This is a genomic window from Streptomyces sp. NPDC057307 (assembly GCF_042667665.1).
Taxonomy (GTDB): domain Bacteria; phylum Actinomycetota; class Actinomycetes; order Streptomycetales; family Streptomycetaceae; genus Streptomyces.
The window spans coordinates 1-16,492 of sequence record NZ_JBHUZM010000029.1; the positions used below are offsets into that span (position 1 = coordinate 1).

The following is a 16,492-nucleotide window of genomic DNA, read 5'->3' on the forward strand; positions in this document are numbered from 1 at the left end:
CCCTCCGCCTCTACAGGCGGAGGGCGTTCGCGCTTGTACGGAGGCAGCTCCCCCCGCCCGTCAACCACGGCGCAACTTTGGGACGTCCCACCGTTGCGACACTCCTGCCTGTCACGCTACCGTCACCATGCGTCGCAACCGGACCGGCCAACTCGGCAGGTCGGGCCCGTGGCGACGTACCTCTCCCTGCCCTTGGCCCGGCCGGGGAGAGACCGAAAGGTTGTCCCCGTCCGGCCGCCCGTCATGCCGGCGGCAGGCGGGGACAACCCCGCATCCCAAGCGACGGCGGAAGGCCCACCCATGTACCAGCCCGCAGCTTCGCCATGCCCGGACACCGAAATCCGCTACTGGTACGAGCACGTCACGTACCGTTCGCTCACCGCCGCGGGCTCGGACATCGACAAGATCGAACACCACTCCGCCCGCACCCCCGCCGAGGCAATCCGCCAGATCCGGCTGTCCGTCCGCGCCCTCACCCCCACGCTCCCACCCGAAGAGCGCAAGCGCGCCCTCAGTTGGGCCCAAGGCGGCGGCTGCGTCGGTGCCGTCGCCGCGCTGCACCGGGGTGAACCCTGCGGGTTCTCGCTCAGCGGGCGCAGCGCCTGGCTGGAGTGGACCGTCCACCCGTACCACCTGTTCCAGCCGCCGGAAGCCCGCCGACTCCCCCTCGTACCGCGCTGAACGCAACCCACACACCACAACACTCACAGAACGCGAGCAACCAACCATGACGAACCCCGCCAACACCCCCGCCAACATCAACTGGCAGAAGTCCTCGTACTCGGGACACGACGGCGAGATCAAGTGCGTCGAACTGGCCCAGGTCAACGGCCAGATCCTCCTCCGCGAGAGCGACGCACCGGACACGATCGTCACCACCGACCGCGACAAGTTGCGCGCCTTCCTCCTCGGCGTGAAGGCCGGCGAGTTCGACCACCTGATCTGACAGCACCCCTCACTCGCACGGCCTCCGAGGTACGCGACCCCAACTGGTCGTCAGCCGAAGGACGCTCTGGCCCGTCGAAGGCGGTCCGCAGGGTCCAAGCCCCGGCCGAGTCGCATGAGTACAAGAAGGCACAAGGCTCGGCGGACGGCGCTCACACCTACGACACCACCGCCATCTGACGAAGCTGCCCGCAGGAGCGACTCGACCCGGACGTTCGGACTTGGAGGGCTCGTGCTCACGCTTCGGCTCACCCCCTGCGCCGACGACACGTGGCAGTGGCGCTCCGGTCGCTACGTAACCGGAGATCAGCGAGGAAAGATCGCCCCGCTCGCGCACCCGATGGTCGAGCAGCTCGCCGTGACGGACGGGCGCCGTACTCTTCTGGTGGTGCGCGAGCGTGTGGCCGGGCAGCCGCCGTGTGAGCCGGACGTACGGCCCACAACGGTCGGCGAATACGGTTCCTACAAGCGGTCCGGGACCGAGGCGGCGAAGCGGTCCGGCAGTTCCTCGATCCGCTCCGCAGGGCGTCCCATCAGGTACATGGGGCCGTGGGTCTTCCGCATCATGTGGATCACGGTGAAACCCTGGCGCTCGTAGTAGGCCACCAGGCCGTCGAAGCGGCAGCCTCTGCGTACCCACGCAGCGCCCGCCCGGAAGGCCCGGTCCACTGCCCACAAGGCGATGAGTGTTCCCGGCTTCCACCGGCTGAACGACGGGTCCGTGATCGTCGTGTACAGGTACAGCGATGACTCGGCCAGCTCCGCCGGCGTCCATGCCATCGGGGGAGTGGAGTCCGTCAACGTGGTGCAGCCGACGGGACGCCCGTCGGCTTCGAGAATCCACATAGAACCGTCCGGATTCTCGGTGAGCTCGCTGACGAGTCCCGCGTCCTGCCGCCAGCTCGGCAGCCCCTTGGACTCAAGCCAGTCAGAGCGCTTGAGCACGATGTTCCTGACTGCGGGAGCATCGTGCGAACGAGCGGGACGCATCGTGAACTGCACCGTGTCTCCTCAATGCCTGGGTCGCACAACCACTTTGCCATCAACCGGCGGGCGCCCGGTCCAGCGGACGGAACACGCACACCCCCAGGCCCGGCCCTCAGCGCTGACCGTCGTGGTGCGTCAGCAATTTGGACAGCAGTTCCGTCAGCCGCTCGCGCTCCTCGCCCGACAGCGGTGCCAGCAGTTCGTCCTGGCTTTCGGCCAGCGGCTTTTCCAGGCGGCGCAGTCTTCGCTTGCCCGTCGTGGTCAGTGAGATGACGTTGCGGCGCCGGTCCGTGGGGTCCGTGGTGCGTTCGACCGAGCCGTCGGCGGCGAGTTCGTTGAGCGCTCCGACCGTGTCGCTGACATGGATGCCCGTACGGCGGCTCAACCCGGCCTGGCTGGAGGGGCCGAACTCCTCCAGGGTCGCCAGCAGGCGGTAGTGGTAGCCGCGGGCGTGGACGGTTGAGAACCCGTCGGCCACCAGGCGGTGCGCGTGGTTCGCCGTCTGGGTGAGCAGCCAGCTCGGCTGGCTCTTCCAGGCGGCGGGCGTCTCCTCAGGTGGGTTCTCCATGGGGCGAGTCTAGCGAATCATTGGTCACGCCTACGATCGTGATACCGTTTGGATGACTAACGTTGGTCACCCTAACATTTGGGTTCCTAATGAATCCCCCCGGGAGTCAAGGCATGATCGAACCGTTCCGTATCGCCGTCCCCCAGGCCGACCTCGACGACCTGGCCGACCGCCTCTCCCGCACCCGCTGGCCCAACGAGGTCGCCGACGCCGGGTGGGACTACGGCTTCCCGCTCGCCCGGCTGAAGGAACTGGCCGAGCACTGGCGCACCCGCTACGACTGGCGCGCGCACGAGGCCGAGCTGAACGAGCTTCCGCACTTCACCACCGAGATCGACGGCCAGAACATCCACTTCGTCCACGTCCGGTCCGCGAAACCGGACGCGCTCGCGCTGGTCCTCACCCACGGCTGGCCCGGTTCGTTCCTGGAGTTCCTCGATGTGATCGAGCCGCTGTCGCGCGACTTCCATCTGGTGATCCCGTCGATCCCGGGCTTCGGATTCTCCGGGCCGACCCATGAGCGCGGCTGGGACATCGTGCGGATCGCACGGGCCTGGGCCGAGCTGATGCGCCGTCTCGGGTACGAGCGCTACGGCGCGCAGGGCGGCGACTTCGGCTCGGGCATCTCGACGGCGCTCGGCGCGGTGGCCCCCGAGCAGGTCGTCGGAGTGCACGTCAACTACCTGCCGACCGCGCCGGTTCCGAACGCCGGCATCGAGCTGTCCGAGTCGGACAAGGCCCGACTGGACAAGGTCGGACAGCTTCTGGCGAACCGGCCCCCGTTCCAGGCCCTGCAGGCCCTCACCCCGCAGACCATCGGCTACGCGCTGACCGACTCACCGGTCGGGCAGCTGGCCTGGATCGCGGAGCGCTTCGCGCAGTGGACCGACCCCCGCTCGCCGATCAGCGACGAGCGGATACTCACCGACATCTCGCTGTACTGGCTGACCGCCACCGCGGCATCCTCGGCGCGGCTGCACCACGACGCGCCGAGGCGGCGCGAGCCGTGCCCCGTACCGGTCGGCGTGGCGGTGTTCGCGTACGACATCACCCAGTCGGTACGACCGCTGGCCGAGCGGCTGTACGACATCAGGCACTGGTCGGAGTTCGACCGCGGCGGCCACTTCGCCGCGATGGAGGTGCCGGAACTGCTCGCCGAGGACATCCGCGACTTCTTCCTCACCCTCGCCCTCACCGAGTAGGACTTCAGGAGCCCGTTGTCGATACGTCGTCGGGCGACATATGTTGGCCGGATGAGCGAGCGTGTGTTGCAGGAGCCGACCCTCCTGGTGCTGACGGCCCTGGCGGACGCCCCCCGGCACGGGTACGCCATCGCGCAGGAGGTGAAGTCGCTCTCGGGCGACCGGGTGGTCCTGCGGACCGGCACCCTCTACGGCGCTCTCGACCGGCTGTTGAAGGACGGGCTGATCGACGTGCACCGGGAGGAGGTCGTCGACGGGCGGGCCCGCAAGGTCTACGCGCTGGCACCGCTCGGGCGCGAGAGGCTGGCCGCCGAGGCGGCGCGGATGGCGGCGACGGCGCGTGAGGCCAGCCGGCGGCTGGGGGTCTCGGGGGCGGCGGTGACGGAGGCGTGATCGGGCTGGTTCTGCGCCTGTACCCGCGCCGCTACCGCCAGGAGTCCGGCGAGGAGATCCTTGCCGTCTACCGGCAGGCCGCGGCGGAAGCGTCTCGTACCGGCAGGTTCCGGGAGGGCGCGGACATCGCCGCTCATGCCGTACGGATGAGGCTGGGGCTCAGCTCCGCGACGGCCGCCGGACGGCTGCTGGCGAACGCGGCGCCGTTCGCGGTGGGCGCGGCCGCGGCCGGTTGCGGTGTGTTCCTGACCCGCTGGTACGCCGGGATGGTCGTCCCGCCGACCCCCGTCTCCTTCTTCGCCGACGCGTGGGGCGCGCTCGCGCTGCTGCTCGCTCCGGCGCTGGTCGTCGTCGGGGCGATCACGGCACTGACAGGGCGGTGGCACGCGGGGGTGACCGCGGTCGCGGTCGGACTGTCGGGACTGGCCGCCGCCGCTGTCGTCAGCGGGCCCGCGTTCGGGGACCCGGTCGTCACCCCCGCCATGGCACTGCTCACCGCGCTGATCGTGCTGGCGTGCCCGCCCGACCTGCGGCCGGGGCCCCGAGCGTGCGCCACGGCCGGCGCGATGGCGGCGGTCGCGTGGCTGCCACTGGTCGCCGTCCACGCCCGCGTACTGCCGTTCAGCACGGATTACGGCCTGTGGCCCCTGCTCGTGCTGGCGGCCACCGGTGTGGTGCTGGCTCTGCGGTCGAAGTCGCCGGGACCAGGGGCCGGGCCGGCCGGGACCGTGGCGATGACCGAGACCATGGCGATGACCGTGGCCTGCCCGCCGTTCCTCGCGTACGCCTACACCGGGGCCTGGGGGCAGTTGCTTCCCGTCCTGGTGATCGGTGCCGTGGTGCCGCTGGCGGGCGGGTTGGCGGCGTACGCGCACGCGCTTCGCCTTCGCGGCCGCCGACCGAGCCGGTAACTGGATCACAGCCGGGGGTGGTGCTGTGCGTCCGCCATCGGCCTCCATAGTCAGTTGGCCGACATATACTCTTGGAAGACATATCCAGTTGCTCGACCTGTGGGTCCGTGTGCGCCGGCTCGCGTCGGGCGCGCGGTGCGCCCCGCAACCCCATGCCCCGCGCCGACACGGAAGGGACTCCCCCGTTGCCGTTCACGCTGTCCCACCCCGCAGCCGTCCTGCCGCTGCTGCGCTCCCCGTTCTGCCCGGCCGCGCTGGTCTGCGGAGCGCTGGCTCCGGACGTGCCGTACTTCCTCGGCGGCGCGGGCATACCCGTGAGCGCCCAGTCCTGGTACGAGCCGTTCCTCAACGCCACCTACTCCCACACACTGCCCGGCCTGACGGTGGCGCTGCCGTTCACGCTGGCTCTCCTCGCGCTGTACCGGCTGGTGCGGCGCCCGGCCGCGGAGCTGCTGCCCGGCCGGCTCTCCATGGCCGGGACGCCCGGCCGTACGAGCAGTTACCCGCGCCGGGCCGGCTGGGTGCTGCTGTCCGCCCTGATCGGCGTCCTGACCCATCTGGCGTGGGACTCCTTCACGCACGCCGACGGTTACGTGGTCACCCACCTGAGCGTCCTGCGTTCCCACGTGGCGGGTGATCTGACGGTGGCGCGGGTGGTCCAGCACCTCAGCACGGTCGGGGGCCTGGTCGCCGTCGCCGTACACCTGTGGCGCCGCACGCGCCGCACGCGCCTCACTCGCCGGGCCCCGGATGATCCGTCCGCCCCGGCCGGGAGCAACCGCGCCGGCACCGGCCGGCGCGGGCTCCCGGCACCGGCTCGCTGGAGCGTCGTATCGGCGCTGGCCGTCGCCGCCCTCATCGGCGCCGCGGCCAACCTGCAGACCCTGGAGGACTACCGGGGCGGACCGGGCGCGGCCGACCCCGCACCGGTCCAACAGGTCGTGGAGGGGATCTTCTCGGACTCGGCAGTCGGCGGCGGCGCCGCGCTGGCCTGCGCGCTCACCGTCTACGCCGCCATCTGGTGGGGCCTTGAACGCCACCTGCGCGACACAAGACGGTGAAGTACGTCACAGGAGTGCGGGCGAGCCTGCGGCCCGACGCCGACAACGGGCCACCCCCGCCCGCCGATCCGGGAGCGGGCCGTCGCTCGGGGCCGGGCAGGGCCGGCAGGGGGACTTAGGTCACCCTTCCCTGCCGCCGCGCGTGCCTGGTACAGATGGTGGCGTTCCAGCGGAAACCTCCAGCGGCACAGCGAAAGTCTCGCCATGAATCAGGACAACGGCAACGGCACCAGCACCGGCACCGGCACCGGCACCGGCCCCAACCCCGACCTCATACCCTTCACGATCGACCTGACCTTCGAGGAAGCCCGGCGACGGGCCGAGGTCGTGGCCGCGCTCGGGCCCGAGTGGGACCCCGTGGCCGCCCTCCGGGGCGAGGACGAGGCGTACGCGCTGCTCTACTCGGGCCTGGACGCGGAGCAGCAGCGCACCTACGACATGCTGGTGGCGGCGGGGGTCCTGCCGGGGGACGGGACAGGCCGTGCGGCTTCCCATTGACCCGCAGGCGGACTCCTCCCGCCGCGCCTGGGTGGCCTGCCCCGTCTGCGACGACGCCCGTCACTGCGCCGACTGCGCCGGCCCGCGCAACTGCGGTGAGCACTGGCGCTATCTGATCGCCAACAGCGGGCCGGTCCTCCACCTCCAGTGCCCACGCTGCACGCACTCGTGGTCACTGAACACCCGGCCGGGCGTCAGCCGTCGCGGCGACGACAACTCCTGCCCCTGACAAGGCGGTTGGGAGTCACAGGACGTCGGCGACGCGGTCCACCTGGTCCGGGTCGAGGCCGTAGCAGTAGAGCATCACCTCGTCGGCGCCGAGGTCGGCGAAGCCGGTGATCGCGTCGCGGATCTCGGCGGGCGTCGTGAGCAGTCCGGCGACCATCCGGTCGGCCATGCCGGTGAAGGCGTAGTACGCGTGCATGTTGCTCCGGGCCTCGTCGATCACGGCCTGAGGGCCGAGCGCGACGTTGACCTGCGCGACAATGCGCGGTGCGCCGTCGCGGCCGTACTCCCGCCAGAACGTACGGACCGTCTCGAACAGCCCGCCCGCCCAGGACGGCGCGGCGGCGGCGAGGAAGCCGTCTCCCCAGCGCGCGACGCGTTCGAGCGCAGCGGGCCGGAACCCGCCGAACAGCACCTCGGGGCCGCCGGGCCGGGCGGGTGCGGGGCCGATCGGGCCGACTCCGTCGCCGTACGGCTCGCCGGACCACAGACGGCGCATCACCGCCATCTGCTCGTCCAGGCGTCGGCCGCGGGTGCGCATGTCGATGCCGGTGACCTGGTGGTCGTCGTCCCGGCCGCCGATGCCGAGCCCGAGGACGAGGCGGCCACCGGTCATCCGGTCCAGCGTGGCGGCCTGCTTGGCCAGGAGGGCGGTGTCGCGCAGCGGGGCGAGCAGTACCTCGGTCTGGACGCGGATACGGGAGGTCGCGCCCGCGAGGACGGCGAGGGCGACGAGTGGTTCCGGGTTGTCGTAGACGAGCCGGTCGAGCAGGCCGAGCGTGCTGAAGGGCCCGGCGTCGGCGCGCCGCGCCCAGGTCAGCAGGGTGGCGGGGTCGCCGATGGGCAGGCCGATTCCGACGTTCATGAAGAAAGCCTCCGAAGGGGGAAGGGTCGACAAAGTTGCTGCCGCCCCTCCGGCACCTCAGTGAGGTGGGACGTTCCCGTTCTGCGGCGTGCTTCCGGGGGAACGTCTCATCGAAGTCGTCTCACCTTAGGGCGAGCCGGTTTCGCGGGACAACCGATTTCGGCGGCCCCCGGTGCCCGTCTCAGGGCTGCCCGTCTCAGGGCTGCCCGTCTCAAGACCGCCCGTCTCAAGACCGCCCGCCGAACTGCCAGTTGTGGACCTCGATGTCGGCGTACCCCTCCGGGGTCAGGCCGGCTCGGGCACGGGCCGTGTCCGGGTCCGGCGCGCGGACCAGCGCCGCCGTACCCAGCCAGGTGGTGTCGTCGTCCGACATCAGCGGCCCGTACGCGATCAGTTCGTCCCGGTCGGACGACGACGGTACGGCGAGGTCGACGGCCGGTCCGGCGCCGAGGCCGAGCACCAGGTAGCGGTTGCCGTCCTCGGGGCCACCGGGGAAGTCCCACATGGTGCGCCCCAGCGCGTTGTGCCAGCGGCGCAGCGACACGTCGCGGTACACGCCGGCCTGGTAGCCGGGCTCGTCGAAGGCGAACGCGCGGGCGGCGGCGGGGTTCGGCAGGTCGAGGATATGGACGCTGCCGGTGGGTGTGCCGTCGCCGGCCAGGGTCGGACCGCGGGCGATCATCTCCTTCGCGTACCGGTCCATGTACGACCAGTGCTCCTCCAGCAGTTCATGGCGCAGGGTCAGGGAGCCGGGCCGGTCGCGGTGGTAGCAGAAGAACTCCATGGCGTCAGTCTTCACCACGGCCGCCCCCGGGGAGGAGAACGGGTGCCGGCCGGGCTACAGCTCCGCCACCGGGTTCGTCGGGGCGTCCGCCGGGATTCGCTCGACGACCTCCCAGCGCTCGGCGATCAGACCGTCCTGGACACGGAAGATGTCGGCCACCGCGATGTCGAGCGCGCCTCCGGGCAGCCACCGCCGGGAGAACATCGTCACGTAGTCGCCTTCCGCGACGAGACGGCGGATGTCGATCCGCAGGTCGGCGAGGGGCAGTTTCCTGGCCTCCGCGATCCACTCCGCTTTCGTGGAGGTCTGGAAGGGCAGGCCGTGATCCGCGTAGTCGTCGCGCATGAGTGGTGCGACGGCGTCGAGGTCGCCCTTGCCGTACAGCTCAAGGCAGTTGAGGACGAGTTCCTTGTGGTCCGTGCTCGTGTTGTCGGTGCTCATGTCGAGGAGTGTGGCCACGCGAGTACGGCCTGTCGATGAACTCGCAGTTCATGGACCGTGGCCGGGGCGCGCGACTAGGGTCGGCGTCGTGGAGACCGTGGGTGGCCTGCTGCGCGAGTGGCGGCACAGTCGACAGCTGAGCCAGCTCGATCTCGCGCTGGCGGCGGGCGTCTCACCGAGGTACGTCAGCCTCGTCGAGACGGGCCGCTCCCGGCCGAGCGCCGGCATGGTGCTGCGGCTCGCGGCCCAGCTGGAGGTGCCGCTGCGGCACCGCAATCGGCTGCTGGTGGCGGCCGGGTTCGCGCCGAGGTACCGCGAGCGGCCGCTCGACGAGCCGGACATGGCGGCCGTACGGGATGCCGTGGTCAGGGTCCTGCGCGCGCACGAGCCCTACCCCGCGCTGGTCCTGGACCGGCGCTGGAACATCGTGCTGGCCAACGCCCCGATCAACCACTTCCTCGCGGAGGTCGACCCCGATCTGCTGGTCCCCCCGGTCAATCTGGTCCGGCTCGGGCTCGATCCACGAGGTCTCGCGTCCCGGATCGTCAATCTCGCCGAGGTCCGCTCTTTCCTCCGTGCCCGGTTGTCGCGGCAGGTGGCGCGGACCGGTGATCCGGTGGTGGGTGAGCTGTACGACGAGTTCTTCGGGGCGGACGGGCCCGAGGTGCCGGCCCCGGCGCCGGAGTCGGAGGTGGCGACTTCGATGGTCTTCCGCTTCCAGGGGCGGGAGTTGAGTCTGTTCTCGACGATCACGACGTTCGGAACGCCGCAGGACATCACGCTCGACGAGATCTCGATCGAGTCCTACTACCCGACGGACGCCGCCGGCGCGGCGCTCCTGCGCGAACTCGCCACCGAGAGACCGTGACGCCGAGCCGCTGCGGCGCCGAGCCGCTGTGGCACCGGGCGGTGTGACCCGCACACCCCACACCCTCCGTCTCACGGATTCATCGTCGCTTCCATGAACGCCGCCGGTGACCCTCCGCCCCGCGTACTGGCGGGCGGCGCCGACGTCGGATTCGAGGAAGGCCCCGGCGAGGGCGGGCACCGTTGGATACAGGGCGGGATCACGTACGTCCGCGTCGGCCGGCAGCGCCATGGCGATCCGCTGGCCGGGTCGCAGGTCGGCCGCGCTGCCCGGCTGGACGGTGTAGGACCAGACGACATAGGACGTGGCGCCACCGGGGGTACCCAACGGGGTGGTGGAGCGGGCCCGCGGTCGAATCGAAGGGCCGATCGGCCGGTCAGTCCTGGAGCAGGATCCGGGCCAGCTCGCGGGGCTGCGAGAACATCGGCCAGTGGCCCGTGTTCATCTCCACCAGCCGCCAGTGCTCACCCTTCAACAGCTCGGCCACCTCGGGGCTCGGCTCAGGCCAGTCCAGCAGACATTTGATGTACGTCGCCGGGAGCCCACCCAGTGGGCGCTCCAGCTTCGCCGGTTCGGTCAGGGTCGCGCCGGGGTGCGGTGTCGAGCCGGACACGATGCGGGCGGTCTGTTCGTCCGTGAGGCCCTGGCCGTCGAAGTCCGCCGCCGTGAGGGGCGGCCAGAAGCCACCGCTCTCGGCGATCGCGGCCTCCACCGCCGCCCGGCCGTCGGGCCAGCCGGAGACGAACGACTCGCCGTCCACCGGCACGTTCGAGTCGACGAACACCACGCGCGACAGCCGGTCACCGATGCGCTCGGCGGCCTGGCCGACCGGGATGCCCGAGTAGCTGTGTCCGACCAGGACGACATCACGCAGGTCGAGGCGCTCGACGGCGTCGACGATGTCCCGTACGTGCGTCTGCTGCCCGATGGGCTCGTCGTGCCGCTCACGCTGTCTGTCGGCGAGACCGGACAGGGTCAGCGCGTGTGCCTCGTGCCCGGCGGCACGCAGGTCGGACACCACCTCGTCCCACGCCCACGAGCCGAGCCACGCACCTGCCACCAATACGAATCGAGTCATATCGAGAAGCTAGCGCAGGGGTCTGACAGCCGGCTCCGACAACCGGCCGGCTCTGTCTTCAGCTCTCTTCGCGATCGAGGGCGGCGACTTCGCGTACGGCGTCGGCGACGGCCCGGAAGTCCTTCTTCAGGATCGCGTCATGATTGCTGGCGACCTTCGCGCTGATCTCGATGTTCGCGTTACGGGCGACCACCCCGTCCAGGCTGGCACGGATCACCTCCTGCTCATCCCCCTTGCTCCCGAGGGACGTTCCCGAAGCGACCACATACCGCGCGGGGACCGAGATGCTGTCCAGCACCGGACCCAACTCGCGCGCACGGGCGAGCTTGCCCAGTTCGATGTTGCACTCCGCCATCTGCGTGGCACTCATCCGTGGGGTCAGACCCGTCGGACGCAGCAGCGGCATGAACAGGTTGAACCGCCGGAAGGTCTTGCGGATCCGCTCCTCCATGGCGTCGTCCAGCCAGTCGTGCGGCTGCGCGCCCTCCACCAGGACCGCGCCCAACGCGCGCTCCGGATTGCGCGAGGCCCAGTGCGCCGCGACGAACGCCCCGTAGGACCAGCCCACCACCAACGCCCGCTCCACCCCTCTGGCCGCGAGAACGGCGTCGACGTCACGCACGGCCGCCTCGAAGGAGTAGTCCGCCGACCGCTTCGACTTCCGGCCGCGGGCCCGCTCGTCGTACGTGATGTGCCGCCAGTCCGTGCCCAGTTCGGCGACGACCCGCGCCCAGTAACCCTGGGTCGCGAACTGGCCGTTGAGGTAGATCACGGGGATGCCGGGACCGCCGGTGTCGGTGACGGCCAGAGCCGTATCGTCCACCGGCACCATGCCGCTCCACGCGGAACCGGTCGAGGAAGCGGTCGAGGAGGCGGTCGAGGAAGTGCTGTTCTGCTTCGCCGTACTCATGAGGGGCGCTCCTACTTCACAGCTGCGGGCGGGGGTGTCGAGGACGGTGGAGGTCGGGGCCGGGGTGTCGAACTTCTGCATCGTGCGCTCCTGATCCTGTGGCTGCGGGGTGTCGGCCGAGGCGAGGAATCGTCCGGCGCCAACGACAGCAACGTTAGGACTGTTGCCACAGCTTTGGCAAGTAGTTGCCAAGAATGATTGCCAAGTTGGCGACCCACCCGTCCGGTGAGCTGGCAAGAGATTGTCTCAATGTGGGCAAGTAAGTTAAGGTCGGGCGCGACGTACCCCCCACCGGACGTCGGACGGCGTCACCGCTACCCAGGAGTTCGGACATGACCGAGCAGCCAGTCTTCGGCCGCAGGCTCAGGCAACTGAGGACCGAGCGCGGTCTGACGCTCGCCGCGCTGGCCGGCGAGGGCATGTCCGCGGGATATCTGTCCCGGCTGGAGTCCGGCGCACGGCAGCCCACCGAGCGGGCCGTCGCGCACCTGGCCGAACAACTGGGCATCAGCCCGGCCGAACTCACCGAGACCACGGCAGCCTCCCTCGCGCGGAGCCTGACGCTGGCCACCGGACTGGGCCAGGACGAAGCCGGTGAAACGCTCAGCGAGGCCCTGAAGGCTTCGGGGGGCGAGGATCCGCTTCTGCGCTGGCAGGCGCTCTGGCAGGTCTCCGAATGGCGTCGGCGGCGGCAGGAGCACGCCGAACAGCGGGCGTGCCTCGACGAACTGGTCGCGCTCGGCACGGAGGCCGGGCTGCCCGAGCTGCGGGCCAGGGCGCTGGCCGAGCTGTCCCGGTGCATGCGCAGCACCGGTGAGATCGCCGACGCCGTCGCCACCGCGACGCACGCCTACGAGCTGGCCAAGAGCGAGCGACTGCCCGCCCGGGTGGAGATCGCGGCCCTGCTGGCCCTCGTGTCGGGGCTCGGGGAGGCCGGGCGACTGCCCGAGGCCGCGCATTACACCGACGAACTGCTCGCCGTGACGCAAGGGGGTGCGCCGTCGCTGCGGGCGCAAGCGCTGTGGGCCGCGGCCACCACCCGCTCCCGACAAGGCGATCCCGACGCCGCGGCGGAGCTGATGGACCAGGCATGCCAAGGCTTCGACGGCCGGGACGATCTGACGATGTGGATGCGCGTGCGCATCAATTCGGCCCGCGCCGATCTCCTCACCGATCCACCGAGGACGGAGCGCGCCCAGCGGCGCGTCGAGGAAGTCCAGGCGGCCCTGCCGTTCGCGGGCGCACCGGCCACCGAGCAGGAACTGCTGGCGGTGCGCGCCCGGATCGCCGTCATCAAGGGCCGCCCCGACGAGGCGCGCGCGGCGCTGGACCAGCTGGTCGGCTTCGACGACCGGCTGACGTATCAGGACCGGATCAGGCTCGACGTACTGCGCAACCGCGTGCTGCTGCTGGAGGGCGAGCAGGCTCCGGCGCTCGCCGGGCTGCGGGAACTCGCCGAGCAGGCCCAGCAGAGCGGCAACATGGCCCTGACCGCGGAGATCTGGCGGTTCGTCGCCGAGGCCCTGGCCGAGTAGGCGCGGCGCGGGCACGCGGACGGGGCCGGGATAGCGTTCTTCGCGCAAGGCGAGTTCGCGGATGAGAGCAGATGAGAGAGGCGTGCCGGGGTGGGGAAGCGAAGGCGGCGTACGGCGGTGCTGTGCGCGATCGTGGTGCTGGGTGCGGGCGGGGCGGCCGGATGCGGCGGCTCGGAGGGCGATGGGGACGGGAAGCAGGGCGGGGACGATGTCGCGCGGGCGTCTTCGGCGCTCAAGACCCTGAAGGGCTACAACACGGTTCACATCGACGGGAGTTACCCGCTGATGGGCCGCGTACAGCTCCGGATCGACCACGAGGGCAACTGCGTCGGCACCACGGAGTACTCCGATCAAGGCAAGGCGGAAGTCGTCCAACTGGGAAGCGAGCGGGTGTGGTACCGGTACGACGACACCAGGCTGACAAGTTGGCGAAGGCTCGCCGAGCAGATCAGCCCTGACGCGGTCGCCCTCCACGACAAGGCCGCGAAGAAGGCCCGTGGAAAGTACATCGAGACGGCGGCCTCCGATCTGAAGAACGACCCGCTGCTGGAACTGTGCGATCTGGACAAGGCGTTCGCCGACCTGCCCGATTCGGTCGACGAGGTCAAGGCGCTCAATCCCGTCACGCAGGACGGGAAGCGAGTCGTGGAACTGGTGGAGCAGCCGGAGGGCGACGGGATCGCCGTCTACGTACCGGAGAAAGGCGAACCCCTGCCGCACGGGGTCAAGTTCGAGATCGACGACGAACCCGTGCGGGTAACCGTCAGCGACCCCGACAAGCCCGTACGGGCCACACCTCCCCCGGCCGCCGAGACCGTGAGATCCGCCGAGGTGACCGGCCTGTTCCCGGAGATCCCCGAGTCCACGCAGGGCCGGTAGGAGCCGTGTCGACCGACGTGAACGTCGAAATCCGCGTCGAGCCGAGCTTCCCCGGGGACCCCGCTCTCATCCTGCGTCCCTGGGCGGACGGCGACATCCGGCCGCTGATCGAGATCTACCGGGATCCGCTGCTCCGGAAGTGGACTCGGTTGCCGGTGACGGAAGTTGAGGACGCCGTGCGCTGGCTGGCGATCCAGTCGGACGGGTGGCGCACCGGGCAGCGGCTCAGTTTCGCCGTGCTCGAAAGAGACCGGCTCGAAGGCGACCGGACCGAAGCCGACCGGCTCGTCGGCAACGTCGCCGTCAAGCGGGGTGCGGTGCCGGGTGATTGCGCCGAGGTCGGGTACTGGACCGCAGTCGAGGCACGCGGGCGGGGGATCGCCTCGCGCGCCCTGGAGGCCCTGACCGGCTGGGCGTTCGACACCCTCGACGGCGTCACCCGCCTCGAACTGCTCCATCAGATCGACAACATCGCCTCGTGCCGCGTCGCGGAGAAGACCGGTTACGCGTACGAGCGGACGCTGCCCGCCCGGCCGCCGTTCCCCCTGGACGGGCACCGGCACATCCGGGTCAGTCGTCCTCGTACGGATTCGACGGGACCGCGGTGAGTACGGTCCCGCCGTGCGCCCGCCCGAAGTGACACAGCTCCGGGAAGTCGAAGATCACCAGCGCGGCGCCGTCCACCTCACGGAGGTCGGCCAGGGCCCCGTCGTCGGGGAGGGCGGTGGCCACGGAGCGGATGACCGGGTCCGGGCTCGTCCGTGCGTCGGCGGCGGGGACCGTGGGCACCTGGGGCGCGTTCCGCTGGGGCTCGGTCCAGGTCTCCTGGAAAGCGGAGTTGAACGTGTACGCGTCTCCGTCGGCGCCCCGCAGGGCTTCGCGCAGACAGTGGGCCGTACGGTGCAGCCAGGCGGTAAGTGAACTGTCCAACAGGGCCGCGTCGTTGGCGTCCCAGAACATGAACACCGGCCCCCAGGAGCCGGTTTCACGGTCGACATCGACGTAGAAGAAGCCGTCGCCCTCGTCGAGATGGACGAAGCGGTGGGTGCCGGGGCCACCGGCCTGCTCCACGTACCAACTGCCGTCCCCACCGGCGGGGTCCGTGCCGTCGTTGAGCGGTTCGTCGAAGTCGATCTCCGAGCAGAGGTAGGTGTCGTTGTCCTTCCGGCGGCTGTAGGCGATCCGGATGCCGCCCACCTCGCGCAGCAGTACGCGGATCTCCTCCGGCACCGGCGCCGCCCACGCGTCCATCCGGGCGTCGGAGAGTCCGGGGCGGAGCTGTACGAGGCCGCCGGAGCCGTCGGCGATCTCCCGGAGCAGCGCGACCAACGGTGCGGTGGCAATGGTGGCGCCGGCGGCGGTCGTGGCCTTCGAACCGGCCATCAGGACATCACCCGCGCCCCTGCCGCGGGCGCCGAAGTCACCCTCGCCGTACGGCAGTTGCCCGATGCCAGCAGCGCCTCGGCGACCGTCGCCGCCGACTCCTCGTCCTTCGTCAGGAACGCGGTCGTCGGGCCCGAGCCCGAGACCAGGGCCGCCAGCGCGCCCGCCGACGTCCCCGTGGTGAGCGTCGTCGCGAGGGACGGGCGCAGCGAGAGGGCGGCCGGCTGGAGGTCGTTGGTGAGGGTGGCCGCCAGGGCCGTCTCGTCGCCCGTGCGAAGGGCCGCGAGCAGCGCCGGGTCGGCGGCCGGGGCCGGGACGTCGGTCTTCGCGGTGAGGCGGTCGAACTCCGCGTACACCGCCGGGGTGGACAGTCCGCCGTCGGCGACCGCGAACACCCAGTGGAACGTGCCTCCGACGTCCAGCGGTGTCAGCCGCTCCCCGCGCCCGACGCCGAGTGCCGCGCCGCCCAGCAGGCTGAACGGTACGTCGCTGCCCAACTCGGCGCAGATGGCGAGCAGTTCGGCCTGGGAGGAGCCCAGCGACCAGAGCGCGTCGCACGCGAGCAGCGCTCCGGCGCCGTCCGCGCTGCCGCCGGCCATGCCGCCCGCGACGGGGATGTCCTTGTCGATGTGGATATGGACGCGCGGTTCGATCCCGTGGCGTTCCGCGAGTGCGATCGCCGCGCGCGCCGCGAGGTTCGTCGCGTCCAGCGGGACCTGGTGCGCGTCCGGGCCGGCGCAGGTGACGCGCAGTTCGTCGGCGGGGGTGACGGTGATCTCGTCGTGGAGACCGACCGCCAGAAAGACGTTGGCCAGGTCGTGGAAGCCGTCGGGGCGCGCCGCGCCCACCGCCAGCTGGACGTTGACCTTGGCCGGTACCCGTACGGTCACCGCGTCCGTGCCGTTCACCGCTTCCGTACCGTTCACCGCGCTCCCCCTCGCCGTACTCACCCTCACCCT

General features: G+C 70.8%; 21 protein-coding genes. 12 read left to right on the forward strand and 9 right to left on the reverse strand.

Annotation, left to right across the window (positions count from 1 at the left end):
- The first annotated feature begins 300 nt into the window (after nt 1-300).
- Both ACFUN8_RS13720 and ACFUN8_RS13725 read left to right on the forward strand, forming a co-directional pair.
- Entirely contained in the window at nt 301-681 is a 381-nt protein-coding gene (locus tag ACFUN8_RS13720; protein WP_383635622.1) for a hypothetical protein, read from the forward strand.
- A gap of 46 nt (nt 682-727) precedes the next feature.
- Nucleotides 728-946 (forward strand): DUF397 domain-containing protein, encoded by a 219-nt coding sequence (locus ACFUN8_RS13725; protein WP_383635625.1) that lies wholly within the window; start codon nt 728-730, stop codon nt 944-946.
- 461 nt (nt 947-1,407) lie between these two features.
- On the opposite strand, the gene ACFUN8_RS13730 is transcribed toward ACFUN8_RS13725, so the two are convergent.
- Both ACFUN8_RS13730 and ACFUN8_RS13735 read right to left on the reverse strand, forming a co-directional pair.
- Nucleotides 1,408-1,890 carry a GNAT family N-acetyltransferase gene (locus ACFUN8_RS13730; protein WP_383635628.1) on the reverse strand — a complete coding sequence of 161 codons (483 nt, stop codon included), beginning with the start codon at nt 1,888-1,890 and terminating at the stop codon, nt 1,408-1,410.
- A gap of 154 nt (nt 1,891-2,044) precedes the next feature.
- On the reverse strand, nt 2,045-2,500 hold the full coding sequence (locus ACFUN8_RS13735; RefSeq protein ID WP_383635631.1) for a MarR family winged helix-turn-helix transcriptional regulator: 456 nt from the start codon (nt 2,498-2,500) through the stop codon (nt 2,045-2,047).
- Between the two features lie 113 nt (nt 2,501-2,613).
- Between ACFUN8_RS13735 and ACFUN8_RS13740 the strand changes: the two genes are divergently transcribed.
- The 6 genes from ACFUN8_RS13740 to ACFUN8_RS13765 all read left to right on the forward strand — a co-directional run bounded on the left by ACFUN8_RS13740 (nt 2,614) and on the right by ACFUN8_RS13765 (nt 6,794).
- Nucleotides 2,614-3,702 (forward strand): epoxide hydrolase family protein, encoded by a 1,089-nt coding sequence (locus ACFUN8_RS13740; protein ID WP_383635633.1) that lies wholly within the window; start codon nt 2,614-2,616, stop codon nt 3,700-3,702.
- A gap of 51 nt (nt 3,703-3,753) precedes the next feature.
- A complete protein-coding gene (locus ACFUN8_RS13745) occupies nt 3,754-4,095 on the forward strand; it encodes a PadR family transcriptional regulator (RefSeq protein ID WP_382561085.1) in 342 nt (113 codons plus the stop codon).
- Nucleotides 4,092-5,006 (forward strand): hypothetical protein, encoded by a 915-nt coding sequence (locus ACFUN8_RS13750; protein ID WP_383635636.1) that lies wholly within the window; start codon nt 4,092-4,094, stop codon nt 5,004-5,006. The genes ACFUN8_RS13745 and ACFUN8_RS13750 overlap by 4 nt, the downstream gene beginning before the upstream one ends.
- Nucleotides 5,007-5,191: 185 nt before the next feature.
- Nucleotides 5,192-6,067, forward strand: a complete 876-nt coding sequence (locus ACFUN8_RS13755) for a DUF4184 family protein (protein ID WP_383635639.1) — start codon at nt 5,192-5,194, stop codon at nt 6,065-6,067.
- 204 nt (nt 6,068-6,271) lie between these two features.
- The gene (locus tag ACFUN8_RS13760) at nt 6,272-6,565 is read left to right on the forward strand and encodes a DUF6400 family protein (protein ID WP_383635642.1); all 294 of its coding nucleotides are present in this window, start codon (nt 6,272-6,274) and stop codon (nt 6,563-6,565) included.
- Nucleotides 6,549-6,794, forward strand: a complete 246-nt coding sequence (locus ACFUN8_RS13765; protein WP_383635645.1) for a hypothetical protein — start codon at nt 6,549-6,551, stop codon at nt 6,792-6,794. Before ACFUN8_RS13760 ends, ACFUN8_RS13765 begins: the two co-directional genes overlap by 17 nt.
- Before the next feature lie 15 nt (nt 6,795-6,809).
- Here the strand turns inward: ACFUN8_RS13765 and ACFUN8_RS13770 are convergent, their stop codons facing one another.
- The 3 genes from ACFUN8_RS13770 to ACFUN8_RS13780 all read right to left on the reverse strand — a co-directional run bounded on the left by ACFUN8_RS13770 (nt 6,810) and on the right by ACFUN8_RS13780 (nt 8,880).
- Nucleotides 6,810-7,655, reverse strand: coding sequence for an LLM class flavin-dependent oxidoreductase (locus ACFUN8_RS13770; protein ID WP_383635648.1), 846 nt, complete (start codon nt 7,653-7,655; stop codon nt 6,810-6,812).
- A gap of 226 nt (nt 7,656-7,881) precedes the next feature.
- Nucleotides 7,882-8,439: a YciI family protein gene (locus ACFUN8_RS13775; protein WP_383635809.1), complete on the reverse strand. Its 558-nt coding sequence runs from the start codon at nt 8,437-8,439 to the stop codon at nt 7,882-7,884.
- 54 nt (nt 8,440-8,493) lie between these two features.
- Entirely contained in the window at nt 8,494-8,880 is a 387-nt protein-coding gene (locus ACFUN8_RS13780; RefSeq protein ID WP_383635650.1) for a nuclear transport factor 2 family protein, read from the reverse strand.
- An 88-nt stretch (nt 8,881-8,968) separates the two neighbouring features.
- On the opposite strand from ACFUN8_RS13780, the gene ACFUN8_RS13785 reads away from it, so the two are divergent.
- Entirely contained in the window at nt 8,969-9,748 is a 780-nt protein-coding gene (locus ACFUN8_RS13785; protein WP_383635653.1) for a helix-turn-helix domain-containing protein, read from the forward strand.
- 376 nt (nt 9,749-10,124) lie between these two features.
- Here the strand turns inward: ACFUN8_RS13785 and ACFUN8_RS13790 are convergent, their stop codons facing one another.
- Together ACFUN8_RS13790 and ACFUN8_RS13795 are read right to left on the reverse strand one after the other, a co-directional pair.
- Nucleotides 10,125-10,826, reverse strand: coding sequence for an alpha/beta fold hydrolase (locus tag ACFUN8_RS13790; protein WP_383635656.1), 702 nt, complete (start codon nt 10,824-10,826; stop codon nt 10,125-10,127).
- 58 nt (nt 10,827-10,884) lie between these two features.
- The gene (locus tag ACFUN8_RS13795) at nt 10,885-11,817 is read right to left on the reverse strand and encodes an alpha/beta fold hydrolase (RefSeq protein WP_383635659.1); all 933 of its coding nucleotides are present in this window, start codon (nt 11,815-11,817) and stop codon (nt 10,885-10,887) included.
- A 251-nt stretch (nt 11,818-12,068) separates the two neighbouring features.
- Between ACFUN8_RS13795 and ACFUN8_RS13800 the strand changes: the two genes are divergently transcribed.
- From ACFUN8_RS13800 to ACFUN8_RS13810, 3 genes are all read left to right on the forward strand, one after another.
- The gene (locus ACFUN8_RS13800; protein WP_383635662.1) at nt 12,069-13,271 is read left to right on the forward strand and encodes a helix-turn-helix domain-containing protein; all 1,203 of its coding nucleotides are present in this window, start codon (nt 12,069-12,071) and stop codon (nt 13,269-13,271) included.
- Nucleotides 13,272-13,361: 90 nt separating this feature from the next.
- Nucleotides 13,362-14,150 (forward strand): hypothetical protein, encoded by a 789-nt coding sequence (locus ACFUN8_RS13805; RefSeq protein ID WP_383635665.1) that lies wholly within the window; start codon nt 13,362-13,364, stop codon nt 14,148-14,150.
- 17 nt (nt 14,151-14,167) lie between these two features.
- On the forward strand, nt 14,168-14,758 hold the full coding sequence (locus ACFUN8_RS13810) for a GNAT family N-acetyltransferase (RefSeq protein WP_383635668.1): 591 nt from the start codon (nt 14,168-14,170) through the stop codon (nt 14,756-14,758).
- Here ACFUN8_RS13810 and ACFUN8_RS13815 read toward each other — a convergent pair.
- On the reverse strand, nt 14,721-15,533 hold the full coding sequence (locus ACFUN8_RS13815) for a hypothetical protein (protein WP_383635671.1): 813 nt from the start codon (nt 15,531-15,533) through the stop codon (nt 14,721-14,723). The two genes, ACFUN8_RS13810 and ACFUN8_RS13815, sit on opposite strands and share 38 nt — an antisense overlap.
- Nucleotides 15,533-16,459 (reverse strand): 4-(cytidine 5'-diphospho)-2-C-methyl-D-erythritol kinase, encoded by a 927-nt coding sequence (locus tag ACFUN8_RS13820; RefSeq protein ID WP_383635674.1) that lies wholly within the window; start codon nt 16,457-16,459, stop codon nt 15,533-15,535. The genes ACFUN8_RS13815 and ACFUN8_RS13820 overlap by 1 nt, the downstream gene beginning before the upstream one ends.
- Between the last annotated feature and the right edge of the window lie 33 nt (nt 16,460-16,492).

Coding starts and splice junctions, on each gene's coding strand:
- ACFUN8_RS13770 (WP_383635648.1), bottom strand. CDS start 7,655: ATGAACGTCGGAATCGGCCTGCCCATCGGCGACCCCGCCACCCTGCTG.
- ACFUN8_RS13740 (WP_383635633.1), top strand. CDS start 2,614: ATGATCGAACCGTTCCGTATCGCCGTCCCCCAGGCCGACCTCGACGAC.
- ACFUN8_RS13795 (WP_383635659.1), bottom strand. CDS start 11,817: ATGCAGAAGTTCGACACCCCGGCCCCGACCTCCACCGTCCTCGACACC.
- ACFUN8_RS13735 (WP_383635631.1), bottom strand. CDS start 2,500: ATGGAGAACCCACCTGAGGAGACGCCCGCCGCCTGGAAGAGCCAGCCG.
- ACFUN8_RS13760 (WP_383635642.1), top strand. CDS start 6,272: ATGAATCAGGACAACGGCAACGGCACCAGCACCGGCACCGGCACCGGC.
- ACFUN8_RS13790 (WP_383635656.1), bottom strand. CDS start 10,826: ATGACTCGATTCGTATTGGTGGCAGGTGCGTGGCTCGGCTCGTGGGCG.
- ACFUN8_RS13780 (WP_383635650.1), bottom strand. CDS start 8,880: ATGAGCACCGACAACACGAGCACGGACCACAAGGAACTCGTCCTCAAC.
- ACFUN8_RS13720 (WP_383635622.1), top strand. CDS start 301: ATGTACCAGCCCGCAGCTTCGCCATGCCCGGACACCGAAATCCGCTAC.
- ACFUN8_RS13745 (WP_382561085.1), top strand. CDS start 3,754: ATGAGCGAGCGTGTGTTGCAGGAGCCGACCCTCCTGGTGCTGACGGCC.
- ACFUN8_RS13775 (WP_383635809.1), bottom strand. CDS start 8,439: ATGGAGTTCTTCTGCTACCACCGCGACCGGCCCGGCTCCCTGACCCTG.
- ACFUN8_RS13725 (WP_383635625.1), top strand. CDS start 728: ATGACGAACCCCGCCAACACCCCCGCCAACATCAACTGGCAGAAGTCC.
- ACFUN8_RS13800 (WP_383635662.1), top strand. CDS start 12,069: ATGACCGAGCAGCCAGTCTTCGGCCGCAGGCTCAGGCAACTGAGGACC.
- ACFUN8_RS13815 (WP_383635671.1), bottom strand. CDS start 15,533: ATGGCCGGTTCGAAGGCCACGACCGCCGCCGGCGCCACCATTGCCACC.